Source organism: Paenactinomyces guangxiensis, from assembly GCF_016055185.1.
Lineage (GTDB): Bacteria > Bacillota > Bacilli > Thermoactinomycetales > Thermoactinomycetaceae > Paenactinomyces > Paenactinomyces guangxiensis.
Window position 1 is genome coordinate 1 of the sequence record NZ_JAECVR010000013.1, and the last position, 12,948, is coordinate 12,948.

Here is a 12,948-nt window from a genome sequence, read left to right on the forward strand (position 1 = left end):
GCGGCACAAAATCGAGGAAGTCACCCGCGAGCTCAGGAACACATTTAAACTTAAATGCAACAGTTACACCTTTGAAACAAGCCTGGTCACCGGAAGAATCGACCGCAACCATCTGCTGCCAATGATCTACAACCCGCAGGTACCGGGAACTTCAGGCAAAAAAGATGATGAGACAAGTTGAAATGAATAAAGGGTAAAGGCCATGATCAAGGCAAATCAAAGGCTGTCTTCTATTTGCCTTGATCATATTTTTTTATTCCAACCCTCGCTTAAAGCAGCACGAAACAGTTCATCCAATGGAAGGTCCAGTTTTTGTTCTGAACCGGGCAGGTGTTTGGCTGTCTTTTCAAAATGCCCGATCTTCTCGTGAATAAAGTTGTTGATGGCGTTGATCTTTGCTTCCAAATCCAGTTCATCCCCTGATTTTTTCCGTTCAAGCAGGCAAGTGATTTCGCTTCTTAACTCGTTGTTTGCAGGCAACAGTTCATCCACCAATTGTTCAAACTCCATCGGGGGCATCGTGTGGCTCTTTTCTATCCACATGCATCCGAGAATCGGGCGTAATACATAAAAGTATTTCTTGATTTTCACTTGCTCTCCTTGCAGATACTCGCGGAAGTTCCCTTTTGCCATATTGAGATAATGATACATGCACGATTTCGGCGAAAAAGCAGAGGATAACAATTCCCGAAGCTGCCCGGGAACCGAACCGTGCTCGTAATATTGGATTGGCGACTGCAACCACTCCAGCAGCGGCGGATTTGATTTTCGGAATAAATTTAAGGCTTTTCGCAGGTCCCATCCGTTGATGTCAAGAAGGTCGTGAATGGGCCGTTCAATCACGTCTCTTTTTTCAAAGATGGATAAATACCATTCGATTGGGCGTATATAGAGAAATCGAACATCATAATCGCTGTCTTTGGAAGGGAATCCCCACGCCCGGCTTCCCGATTCACACGCATAAAGAATACGTACCTGTTCTTCGTTCTCGATTTTCTTCAGTTCCTCTAAAATCTGACTTTGCTGGTCTAACATCTCAATGATACCTCTCTTATGTTTGATGAATTCCACTTACGATTCACAATGCATCTTTGATCAACTGCACAGGTATAGATCGGCCGGATTTAAAGCCCATTCGGCGCCATGTTCCATCTACTCAATCATGACATAAACTGCGGTCAACGAGAAGGTTCCCTTCGTTTTTTCCGGATTTATTAAGGATTACAGAGAGGTTTGACGGTTTATATGCGGCATGGCTCGTTTTGGTGGATATAGAACCAAATATGTTTGCAGTAGAGAATGAATACACGATTATTGTTTCTGATGTAAAAGCAGCTGTTGAATATATCATAGATCCGAATGGGCATCCGTTTTATCCCCATCTTTAAAAGAAATGAGGTAATAGCCTTGCTGCCAGGTGATCTGCGTCAAATCCTTTATCAAAACTTAAAAAATGAAGAGGAAGAAACGTTGGAGAATTTAAAAAAAGTGTTCCATTATCCTTTTCCGGATGAGACGGATCTGTTGCTCTTTGAAATGCAAGGGGTCGAATATTTGAATATCACTGCCTTCCCGTTTACTGGTTATGCATCGCAACTGACTCATAATACCCATGGCGAAAATTTAACTGCTGATTTAAACCTGTTCTCTTACAATTTACTTAAAGGTTTCCCGGATGAACCAATGGAAGATCATATTCTGGCTGATACAGAAGAGGAGTTTATTAACTGGTTCGCTAAGCAATGGGAAAAAGCAGGGGGATCTTATTTTCCATATCCTTGCTACCTGACCATTCATGGTGGTGGGGAACTGTATGATTTGTCCAGGAGAGAGTGGTTGGATGACGCTGAAAAACTGTGGGATTCATTTTTTGAATGAGATCACCTAGGGGGTTTAATGATGCCTGGTTCATAAATGATCTTTCTTATTTGCCTTGAATCTATTTTTTGGTGAGAAGTCTCCATGGTATCCGCCTGAGGAGGAGTAATTTTGGCTTCTTACGTATTATTACTGAAAGAATATGAGACTGACGAAATTGTGGTCTACAGATTTGGACCAAATGAAAATGTAATGGGGAAAATTGAGTTAAACAAATTAACCAAAAAGTTTACTGAGTTAGAAGCGATGCCTGACCCAAACATTCCGTCTCAGTTCTATTTTGATAGAGCTGCGCAGAAATTGGCGGAGTGCTTGATTAGGAAAGGTGGAAAATTTCCAGAAAGAACAGCATTCGAGTCTTAATTCTAGTTAATCTTGAATGACTTTATTTTTTGGTTCACGGTTTGGACAGTGCTGAATGTATGGTTTAAAAAGCCCTCCGGCAACGAGGAGGGCTTTGGTTATGACTTGCGGCGACTGGTCCCCGGTCTTAACCAAGAGACAATAAAGCTCCAATGGCCCCGCTGTACTCTCCATGTTCCGGAAACACGGGTGAAGCTCCGCCAAGCTTTGTATAACTTTCTACCACTTCTTTAAGAGGGTCGTTCCGAACGAAAGATGAACCGATGTAAATAATGGATGATACTCCGTAATGTCCGGCTGCAAGAACACTTACGACTGCCACCGTTTCCCCTACCAGACCGATGACAGAAGCTAATCGATCTTCTTTGGTCAATGGGTCTGTGGATCCCTGCGGTAAAATATTTCCGAAATTGCTTGCTGTTATATCGCCCGGAAGGGGAGGTTCTGCTCCCTCATAAATATGGCTTACTTTCAGGTCTATTCGATCCCGAACTCCTTTGGCGGCCAGTGATACAATGGCTTCATAATCTGTCAGCCCGGTCAGCAATTGGGACAGCCCCATGATGGTCCCGCCGCCAACCCCGGTTCCTCCGAGCCGCTGTTGCTTGTTATGGTCAATATGGTGAATCGAAGTGCCGGTGCCGACATTGGTTAATATATATGATTTCTCTGAACCGTCGTTTTTTGCGAGAAGATAACGCACTCCGTCACATGTTGCCTCAAATTCAACCATTTCTGCAACTTTATAATTGATCATTGACTTCAATAAAGCTGCTTTACCGCCGGTCATACAAATCTTAGCCTTTTCAAATCCGTTGATCCATGAAGCTGCATCTCCCAATCGGGAAATTGGAAACCTCTTAAATTTGAGCGAATGATTATGCATATAGGCGGCTTTGACCAGCGTACCGCCAGCATCAATTCCAATATTTATCATTGGTTTATTGTTTCACTTCCTCTATTGGGATGAAATGGTATCATTCGTTCTTTTTCGTTGTGATCTTTAATATTTACTTAAAATTCAGTGTTATACTCACCACTTCCGGATGATTGCCGATTCTTAACGGCGGACCCCAGGTACCGAAGCCTGATGAAATGATAAGGTGGTAGTTTTCTTTCTTAAGTAATCCCCAATCCTGTTCGTAGATCAGCCCGGTGATCAGGTTTGCGGGAAATATCTGGCCCCGGTGGGTATGGCCGGACAGTTGCAGATCGATGCCGTTTGCCTGGGCCTGTTCCAGATCAAGGGGCTGGTGGTCTAGTAGAATGAGGGGCCTGGAAGAATCGGTTCCCTTCAGTAAATCTTTCAGTTCCTTCCGTGCCGGTACGCTGCGGCGGTTGGGATCGTCCCGGCCGATGAGATACAGGCTGTCTCCAATGCGGACAGAGTTGTCCTTTAAGACATGGATTCCCGCTTCCTTCAGGTGCCGCATTAATTCACTGTCATGATCACGCAGATCCCGGTCATGGTTTCCGGGAACGGCATATGTTCCGTATGGTACCTTGATCTGCCCCAAAACTTCAGCCAATTTCCCGGCTTCTCCCGACGGGAGGCTTCCGTCCGTGATATCTCCGGCCAGCACAACCATGTCGGGCTTGATTTCATTCATCATTTCGATCAAGCGGTTCAGCCGTTCAACATCAATAATCAGGCCGTAGTGAATGTCGGAAATCATGGCGATTTGGAGTTGTTGCAGGGAGCCGGCATCTTTATTTACTGTGACATCGTACTCTGTGATTACCGGATTGCGGGCATTCCAACCGCCGTAAGTCACAATGGCCAAAACGAGGATAACCACTGCGGCACCCAAAATCGGGGGCGTTTTTTTATGTTCCTTGACGGCTGCGGGTATAAAGCGGGCCCATTTATCAATAAGCCTGATGAAATCAATGGCCAGGAGCAGGAAAAAACCATACAAAACGGCTATCATCGAGTACCCTCCCCAGATGGTTAACCAGGGCACGATGGCGCCAGGCAGAACATCCTCTCCCAGTTCTGCGGCAGGGAAGGGCAAGACCAATAAGAAGAAAACAATCAAACACAGTATCCGGGTCAAACGGGAAGCCGATTTGCCGAGGATGGTCCATCCTCTGCGGCCTATGTAGTAACACATCAAACTATATAAGAATAAAAATACAGTTATCATTAGACCCCACATGTTTACTTATCTCCTCCATGGTGTAGTTCGGGACAGTATTCGACAGTGCGTAGTGAGTGGGCCAGTTGATTAGGAAATTTCTGTAAATTTAAACTGTAAATCGGATCAGAAAGCATGATGGAATAGCGGCATTGGTTTCCGTGACTCATCCGTCAGTTGTACCGTTTGACCAATAAAATACCCTCTTGAACCCTTATTATTTAGGGTATCAAAGAGGGGGATGATTTACCAGATGTCCCTGGTATACTACTTATTGATTCTCCGGGATGGAACGGAATCGTTATTTCTATTCCTTTTTATTCAGGTTCTTTCCATATTAAGCATGGGGGCCGTGGATCAATAGCGGCGGTTGGCTTGTGGTTCAAGGGTACCATGTTGACTTTATATTTCGTGATATAAAAAGAGTCTCACAGGTGATCGATGACGGTGTTTCAGGTTCTGTTTCATCTCATTATCCTGTCATTTGAACTTCTAATATAGTAAAATTCTTTATATAAATATTAGTATGTAGTTTATAGATAAGGAGGTTAAACTGAATGCCTACATTGGGGAAGATCTTACAACACAGAGCTTACTTCACTCCAAAAAAAGAAGCGATTGTTGGTATGAAGCGACGTTTTACATATGAACAATATAATAAACGTGTCAATCAATTCGCACATTATCTTCTTAGTTTAGATGTAAAACCAGGGGATCGAATTGCGCTCTTATGTTCAACCGATTATTGGAATCCTATGCTTATCTTTGCTATAGCCAAAGTTGGAGCGATTGTGATCCCGCTTAACTGGAGACTCAATGCAAATGAGTTAGCACCTTTAATGGAAAATGCTCAACCCAAAATATTGTTTTATGACGAAGAGTTTAGCAATATTCTTACGTATGCAAAAGATATCTCTCATATAGAACGGGCGATCAAAGTCGGAGTAGATGGAGATCTGGATCCTGCGCTTGAAGAGCTGATAGATTCTTTTCCTGATCAGGAACCAAATATAGAAGTAGATCAACATGCGCCAGTCATTCTCGCCTATACCTCTGGAACGACTGGTACTCCCAAAGGCGTGTTAGGTAGTCATGATCAGTATTATAACTCCTGTGTATCAGCACTTTTTGCTGGCGGCTTTGGATCAGATGGAAGATCTTTGTTTTTTTCACCTCTCTTTCATGTTAGCGCTTTATGTCTCTTACTACAAGCAGCTCTAACAGGTCAAACCATTGTGTTCATGCCAAGATTTCATCCTCGGCAAGTTTGGGACATAGTAGAACAAGAACGGGTTACTTTTGTTTATGGTGCACCTGCTCTGCTCAAGATGATGCTACCCTTTCTTTTGGAAAGAGACCGGGATCTCGGCAGCTTACAAATGATAGGTTCGGGGGGAACATTTTTACCTAAAGATTTAGCGTTAAGTTATATTTCCTTTGGATACCCGGTCATGAATATTTATGGACAAAGCGAATTTATGGGTGCTATCTCTTACTGGTCGCCAGACATGGGGCTGGATAAAATAGATTCGATCGGTAAACTGATCAATGGAGAAATGAAGATTGTTGATGCCGATACAAAACAAGAACTCCCTCCTGGTGAGGTCGGCGAAATTGCGGTCAAAAGTCCCTCTGTTTTTATAGGGTATTGGCAAAACGATGAGGAAACGCTAAAAGTCAAAGATGAGGATGGATGGCTGTATACTGGTGATGCCGGATATATAGATCAAGATGGGTTCATCTATGTCGTCGATCGGTATAAAGATATGATTCGCTTTGCAGTAGAGACCGTTTTTCCGTCCGAAGTAGAAGAAGTGATTAGAGGATTAGATGGAGTAAATGATGTAGCTTTAATAGGAGTTCCCCACAAAGATTTCGGAGAGATTCCAAGAGCATATATCGAGTTAAAAGAAGGAGCAACGATAACAGAACAGGAAGTATTAGCCTATTGTCATGAGAAGATGGCTGCTTTCAAAGTTCGAGAAGTGATTTTTATAGAAAAACTGCCTCGCAATGGGGTTGGAAAAATACAGAAACAATTGTTACGCGATCAAGCGGCTTCCAAAACCAAATAACAAAGTGTACCTGGCGTTGCAGGAGTTTTCTTAGTCGGATCAAAGAGCAACTGGAATATACGAGATTCCGAAGTGTTGATCCGGTCGATGTCCGTTTCACAATGTAGTTAAGGCGATTTTTTGGTAGTGTAGCATGGTAGATCTGGAACATTGCTTACCGTCTGTATAAAACCACAGACGGTTCTATTTAACTTTCTAAGGGCTTTTAGTGATTAATTATGGTTGAATGTTTCAAAAATATAGATTTTTGCTATCTCTTGATACCCAAGGGATAAATATAAAGGATATCTCATTTGGCTTGCTGCAAGTACACTGTAATTTGTCTCCTTAATGTTATCCCAATTCTAAATGTTTATTCAAATAAAAAACGAATGGAGGAGCGGGAAGCCTTGGCAATGGTTATGAACGGCGATACGAAGATTTTTGTCAGTTGCCATTTCATTGCGATAGGATCCATGGACTTAAAGGAATCGATGGCGAACGCAAGAAGGTATTTGTATACATGTGTACGCAACATTGCCCGTTTAATGAAAGCGTCATCAAGTTAAAGATTTGAAGGGGGAAGTTATATGGTACATGGACCTTTATTGTTTTTAATTATCTTATTAGGTGTTGGATTTATCGTTTTGGCAACGGCAAAGTGGAAGCTGCATCCGTTTTTAGCTTTATTGATAGCGTCTTTTGGAGTGGGAATTGCCGCAGGGATGCCGTTGGCTGATGTGGTTAAAGCTGTCAATGATGGTTTTGGCGGGCTGATGAGCAGTATCGGAATTGTTATCTTAGCGGGAACAGTAATTGGAACTATTTTAGAAAAATCGGGAGCTGCTTTGCGTATGGCAGAAGTTGTTTTAAGACTTGTAGGAGAAAAAAGACCACAGTTAGCTATGTCCTTAATAGGAGCAATTGTCAGCATTCCCGTTTTTTGTGATTCGGGATATGTGATATTGTCGAGTTTGAATAAAGCACTTGCCAAACGGACAAACGTAGCTCTTGCCTCTATGTCTGTTGCACTGGCTACTGGATTGTATGCTACCCATACCCTTGTACCGCCGACACCCGGACCGATTGCAGCGGCGGGTAACATCGGAGCGAGCAATTATTTAGGGACGATTATCATTATCGGACTGATTGTAGCTATTCCGGTTATTTTAGTGGGGTATATTTGGGCCATTAAGGTGGCAAGCAAAATTCATATTCAAGGAGAAGAAGATCATCACTTTAACTACGATGAGGTCGTGAAGCAGTTCGGAAACCTTCCTTCCACTGGAAAAGCGTTTGCACCGATTGTGATTCCAATCCTATTCATCGGTGTAGCTTCTATCATTTCTTCCCTTGGATGGACCGGGCAATTCCCTAATTTCTTTCTTTTTCTTGGTACACCAGTTGTCGCCCTGTTAATAGGCGTATTTGTTTCGTTTACACTTTTGCCGAAGTGGAATGAAGAAACCTTAACGGGATGGGTTGGAGAAGGAATAAAAGATTCGGCAACGATCATTCTCATTACAGGAGCAGGCGGAGCTTTCGGTTCGGTTATTAAGACGACACCGGTAGCCGATTTGATTAAAGGATTGGCTGATGGTGGTCTTTTGAGTGGGGCTTTTGTTCTATTAATTCCCTTTATTGTAGCGGCGGCATTGAAAACAGCGCAAGGTTCATCAACCGCGGCCCTGGTCATTACATCTGCTCTTATTGCTCCAATGATTAAGCAAATGGGGATGGATGGGGCGATCCCATTAGCCCTTGTCGTTATGGCTGTTGGTGCGGGTGCGATGGCAGTGAGTCACGTAAACGACAGCTATTTCTGGGTAGTCACGCAATTCAGTGGAATGAAAGTGACCGAAGCGTATAAAGCTCAAACGATGGCTACATTGCTACAGGGCGTAACAGCTATTATTGTAACTATGATTTTATGGGTGATTCTCGTATAAAAGAAATTTTTTGTTACGCTAACAGCGATCGACCGTTCCGCTCTTAACATGGGCGGTTTTTCTTTGGTCAAAATCAAGAGTGAAAGAGATATCTTACTCATGCTTTATATTCGGTTCCTAATCAGCCTGTAAGATTTGCTCCACATTCACGCATGACGAATACTAAGCGGGATGAAGCAACAGGAAACAAACCAATAAAAACAAGCTACAATGCGGGTGAGCTGTCTGATTGTGGATATATTTTGTTTTTCGCTATATTGTGAGACAGCAGATAGGAACTTGGATACTATAATTAGTTGTTAAGAATTTAAATATATTATTAAATATAAAAGAGATAATATTGTAACATAAACGTATATTCGTGTATAATTTAAAAGAACTAATTTTTTGATTTTAGTAAAATGGTGTAAGACTACCGTATTTCTTGTAACAGGTTACTTTTGGCTGGACAGATTTGACTTAAGGTCGAGGCTGTCCTTTTTTAAAGAAGGGAGGGAACTGTTACGGGAGAGTGTAAAACTCTTTGCCCGGATGGATACCCAACCATTGTGCCTGGTGAAGCAAATTGCAGCAGGCTGGGTAAATTTTTAATTAGAGTTTTCTTTTCTGTAGCGGATCATATGGGTAAATATTTTTGTCCATTCGCCATTCTGATTCTTTTAACATTTGTCGGTATCGGGATCTTTGGACTCGGCGAAGTTCATGCTGCTGGCGGCGGCTTTGATGTCCCACAGGTTGATGACCATTTCAACAAGGTCGAAAAAGGATCGGCACCGAAGAAAACGGAGCCGTTGAATCAGAATGTGGAGGAAGGGGACGGGTTCTGGGATTGGATGAAGGAAGCAGTTTCCGGTGCCTGGGAGTGGACCAAGGAAGCTGCGGCCAGCTTTTGGGAATGGTTTGAAGGCGTCTTAGAGTTGCTCACATCCGTTGTGGTCGTGGTTGGCAGCTTCCTGAAGGGAATCGGGAAAGCTATTTTTGATGCCGTGGCAGGAATTTGGAACCTGATCACAAATCCCATTGACAGTGTGAAAAACGTCATTAATGCGATCATGAACCCCATCGATACGGCTAAGGCGATCTGGAAATCCATTTCCGAATCGTGGGTGCGTGATGTTGTGAATGGAGATGCCAAAAGCAGGGCTGAATGGTTCGGCTATGCGCTTGGGCAAATAGGGTTAGCCATTGTGGGTACCAAAGGTGCGGATAAAGTATCCAAAATCATTCGAGGTTCCAGGAGGAAAGTAAAAGAAGGAGAAGATATTGGAGACCAGAATAATAATGGAAGTGGGAAAGGAGATCATGACGGGAAGGTTGATCATGCACCGGAAACAGTTAAAAATTTGGAAGATCAAATTAGATATGAGTCAAAGGAACATGGGCAATTCTTTGATAAGAACGGTAATCCCATTTCAGACATAGTTGTTGGCAATGAGAAGTCAATCAATCTTAAAAAATACAAAGATGTAGCTGAAGATGCTGTGTTTACCCATAATCATCCCACAAATGGTGTATTTAGCCTGCCCGACCTGCAAACCGCAGTGGGATTTAACATGGCAGAGATCAGGGCAGTAACCCCAAATGGAACCACCTATAGCATGAAGAGAGGGCCAGACGGATGGAAGATCGATCCGTATCTGATTGAGACAAAATTTAAGGAAGCACAAAGAGAGCTTCGGAATGATCCCACAGCCCAGAAATTATTTAAAGAAGGCAATCACGCAGCAGTATGGGATATGCTTTTCCAAAAAATCGCAAAAGAGTTGGGTGGAGAGTATCATGCGTATAGAAAGTAAAGGTGATGGAATTGGATAAGAGGTTTCTATATAAAAAGCCGAATCCGATTGGTGTTTTAGATGACAGTGATGTGGAGAATGATGACCTGGCTTCCTGGTTTTTGGATGACTCCCGGGATGTGCTGAAAAACAAGTTTGAGCAGAGTCCAATAGATGAACTGGTCATAGAGTTAGCAGATATATTTAGAGAAGGAGATCCAAACTTTCAAACGTTAGCCTGGTTATTTGGTTCTAGTCATATCGAAGAAGACAATGAAGAAAAGATCATGATATGGCGTTTACATGAGATTGAACGGACAAATGAGGATATCATCAGAGTTGAAATGCATGTGGACCCTCAAAGCTTAATCCTTCGCAAACTTTATTTATATGTACAAATGTTTCCGCCTTTGCAACTCATAAAAAACAAATTAAATGATCTCGATCCGAACATAGCCTTTCAAGAAACAAGTGATGGCTTTGTAATTGTTGTAAGAGAGTGTGAGATCGCCATACTTAAAAATATTTCACAGACATGAAAATGTCTCTTCTTTCGGCAAACCTCAGTTGTGTTAAAATGTCATTAAATGAAAAAATTGTAAAGTTACCACAATGCGGATCAGCCCGTATTGTGGTATTTTTTGCTCTTTCCCCCTGTTATGCCTATCAGTCAGAGTCTCTCACTCTGCTTATAATCGAATGCTTCAGATAATGATATTGTTGTTCATTTGTATCGGCAAAAGCTTCATCTCTGCTAGAAAGAATATCTTCATATTTAATTTCTTCCTTAAACTGAGAAGCAGTGAAATCGTACACCTGTCCATGTATTCGGTTATAAAAATGCCAGCCTTCCGGCAATGGTGTTTTCAGGATTTCACCCCCGAACAAGTCATTCACAACCAGAGCTGTAACACCACATTGCCCACGTGCAGGATTTTCCGGAGAATATTTTGTACTTGATTTTTCAGACCAGACATGACATAAAATTCTAAGTAATTTCTCATGTGTTAACAACAACGGACTCACCTCAAAGAAGAAGAAAGTAAGGCTAAAGGGAAGGGAAATATTACAGTTATATTACGTTAATGTTACAGTCAAGCGCTACAGAAATCAATTTATATACGGCAGAAAAAAGAAGGATTCAGTCAAAGCAGCTGAACCCTTCTGCTAAATGTAGCTTTTCAAGTATATTTCAAGTGTTGTTCATGCTGATGGCCCGTTCAGGCTCCAAACAACCTGAGGAGCTATTGCCGGTTTAGGCTGAGATTTTTCCAGCCTTTCAGCAAGTGATCAGATGTGGAGAATTTGGATTGATCCACCCCTTGATTGATACGGATCTGGGTGGTCATGATGTGGTAGGCTTCTTTTCCGTTCGCATCTTTTCCTTCCAGCTTTAGCAATACACCTGTGTTTGTGTCTACCCACATTTTATAACTCTTCGCTTTTAGCTTTTTCGCCAGGTATGCATCATGGGTTCCTTCGACCACGGTTACATCCCGGTTCAACAGCTTCTCATGGCCTGTCACTTTATTGTTGGGATTGGATAACCAGAAGGCATAGTGTTGAGGCAGGGTGACCTCATTGGCAGCATGTGCCTGGGCAGGGTCCTGGCGGGTCACATAAACTGAACGGCCCGCTTCATCTTTGTAGTAGCGCGGTCCGTTTGCGATATCCGGATCTGCGTAGGCAGCTTTGCTTTTCTGGTAAGCTCTTGTTTGATGGTTCAGTTCCAGGAGAGATTTTCCGTCTGATTTCATTTCTCTCACTGTTCCGTTTTTTCCGGTTACTTTGATAGAACTGCCCGGGGAAGTCCCTTCGGCAATCATGAACTCAACCTGCTCATTCTGCTGGTTGTTCGTAAAGGCAATATGGAATGAGCCTTGAATGTCTTTATAGTAGTCAACGGCATTTAACATTTTTTTCTGGATCGCGGCTACTTTTGGATCTTGATGATAAGCAAGGTCAACCGTTGGCTTTGACCCGGAATGGTTTTCAGATTGTGAAAGGCTTGAGGTGTCAACTCTTACCATATCTGCACCTGTTTTTGTTCTCCAGTTGGTAAACACCCAGACATCAGCACCGCTGCCGGTACCTACATAGCTCCAGCCAGCCGGGGCCGTATTCTGGTTAACCGATCTTTTTCCTGAATTACCTACATAATAATCAGCGGCGGGATTGGTAAAGTCCCAGTTATTGAGGTAAGCGTACCCGTTAAAAGTACCACTCCTGTTGAAGTTCCATCTATAATAATTGTCTACATTTGTTGTGGAATGCAGGCGGTCATCGCCGTGTTGATCTCCGGACTGCCCGCTCCTGTATGCCCAGCTGCCAGATAAGGAGTTTGTGCAACTATACATATTCGGGTCTCTGTCATTATCGCAATAGTAGCTGGCTGCAAAAGCAGTCTGGATCCCCATCACTCCAAAAAGCAGGAAAGCAGACGCCAATCCGGCAGTGATTTTTTTAAAAAAGCTTTTCATTTTCAAACCATCTCCTCGATTAATGATTGACTTATTCCAAACTGATCCGTAAAGTTTCGCCTTTACCCGTTCAGCTGAATCACAACGAGGCCAAAAGGAAACAAGGAAAAGCTCTTTTCACGCCTGCTTTAATGTCTTTTTCCGGTTCAAACCATTTAGGCTAACCCCCTCATCATGTGACCTACAATCAATTATAATACAAAAATTGGATAAAATGTTTTAAAAATTAATTAATATTCGATAAAGATATTTTGGTCGATTTTGAAATATCTCATACATATATAAAATGCCTGGCTGTGCCAGGTGGAAAA

The 12,948-nt window shown here is 42.6% G+C and carries 12 protein-coding genes and 1 pseudogene; 8 read left to right on the forward strand and 5 right to left on the reverse strand.

Features of this window, described 5'->3' with window-relative positions:
• Positions 1–181: hypothetical protein (locus I8U27_RS12610; protein ID WP_181752433.1), on the forward strand; the 181-nt coding region annotated here is incomplete at its 5' end.
• A gap of 62 nt (positions 182–243) precedes the next feature.
• On the opposite strand, the gene I8U27_RS12615 is transcribed toward I8U27_RS12610, so the two are convergent.
• Positions 244–1,035, reverse strand: coding sequence for a nucleotidyltransferase domain-containing protein (locus tag I8U27_RS12615; protein ID WP_220185969.1), 792 nt, complete (start codon positions 1,033–1,035; stop codon positions 244–246).
• A 372-nt stretch (positions 1,036–1,407) separates the two neighbouring features.
• Here I8U27_RS12615 and I8U27_RS12620 point away from each other — a divergent pair, with 372 nt between their 5' ends.
• Together I8U27_RS12620 and I8U27_RS12625 are read left to right on the forward strand one after the other, a co-directional pair.
• Positions 1,408–1,878 carry a hypothetical protein gene (locus tag I8U27_RS12620; protein WP_181752435.1) on the forward strand — a complete coding sequence of 157 codons (471 nt, stop codon included), beginning with the start codon at positions 1,408–1,410 and terminating at the stop codon, positions 1,876–1,878.
• Between the two features lie 111 nt (positions 1,879–1,989).
• On the forward strand, positions 1,990–2,241 hold the full coding sequence (locus tag I8U27_RS12625) for a hypothetical protein (RefSeq protein WP_181752436.1): 252 nt from the start codon (positions 1,990–1,992) through the stop codon (positions 2,239–2,241).
• A gap of 127 nt (positions 2,242–2,368) precedes the next feature.
• Here the strand turns inward: I8U27_RS12625 and coaW are convergent, their stop codons facing one another.
• Together coaW and I8U27_RS12635 are read right to left on the reverse strand one after the other, a co-directional pair.
• Complete coding sequence (gene coaW / locus I8U27_RS12630; RefSeq protein ID WP_220185970.1) at positions 2,369–3,178, reverse strand: type II pantothenate kinase; 810 nt, start codon at positions 3,176–3,178, stop codon at positions 2,369–2,371.
• A gap of 73 nt (positions 3,179–3,251) precedes the next feature.
• Complete coding sequence (locus I8U27_RS12635) at positions 3,252–4,400, reverse strand: metallophosphoesterase (protein ID WP_181752437.1); 1,149 nt, start codon at positions 4,398–4,400, stop codon at positions 3,252–3,254.
• A 323-nt stretch (positions 4,401–4,723) separates the two neighbouring features.
• Here I8U27_RS12635 and I8U27_RS20675 point away from each other — a divergent pair.
• The 5 genes and pseudogenes from I8U27_RS20675 to I8U27_RS12655 all read left to right on the forward strand — a co-directional run.
• Positions 4,724–4,855 (forward strand): annotated as a pseudogene (locus I8U27_RS20675) (DNA polymerase subunit beta); the annotation flags it as partial.
• Positions 4,856–4,936: 81 nt separating this feature from the next.
• Positions 4,937–6,454 (forward strand): class I adenylate-forming enzyme family protein, encoded by a 1,518-nt coding sequence (locus I8U27_RS12640; RefSeq protein ID WP_181752438.1) that lies wholly within the window; start codon positions 4,937–4,939, stop codon positions 6,452–6,454.
• Between the two features lie 569 nt (positions 6,455–7,023).
• Complete coding sequence (locus I8U27_RS12645; RefSeq protein ID WP_181752439.1) at positions 7,024–8,382, forward strand: GntP family permease; 1,359 nt, start codon at positions 7,024–7,026, stop codon at positions 8,380–8,382.
• 620 nt (positions 8,383–9,002) lie between these two features.
• Positions 9,003–10,178 carry a hypothetical protein gene (locus I8U27_RS12650; RefSeq protein ID WP_181752440.1) on the forward strand — a complete coding sequence of 392 codons (1,176 nt, stop codon included), beginning with the start codon at positions 9,003–9,005 and terminating at the stop codon, positions 10,176–10,178.
• An 11-nt stretch (positions 10,179–10,189) separates the two neighbouring features.
• Complete coding sequence (locus I8U27_RS12655) at positions 10,190–10,696, forward strand: hypothetical protein (RefSeq protein ID WP_181752441.1); 507 nt, start codon at positions 10,190–10,192, stop codon at positions 10,694–10,696.
• Between the two features lie 127 nt (positions 10,697–10,823).
• On the opposite strand, the gene I8U27_RS12660 is transcribed toward I8U27_RS12655, so the two are convergent.
• Entirely contained in the window at positions 10,824–11,171 is a 348-nt protein-coding gene (locus tag I8U27_RS12660; RefSeq protein WP_232345472.1) for a YunG family protein, read from the reverse strand.
• A gap of 230 nt (positions 11,172–11,401) precedes the next feature.
• Positions 11,402–12,637 carry a hypothetical protein gene (locus tag I8U27_RS12665; protein WP_181752443.1) on the reverse strand — a complete coding sequence of 412 codons (1,236 nt, stop codon included), beginning with the start codon at positions 12,635–12,637 and terminating at the stop codon, positions 11,402–11,404.
• Positions 12,638–12,948 lie beyond the last annotated feature (311 nt).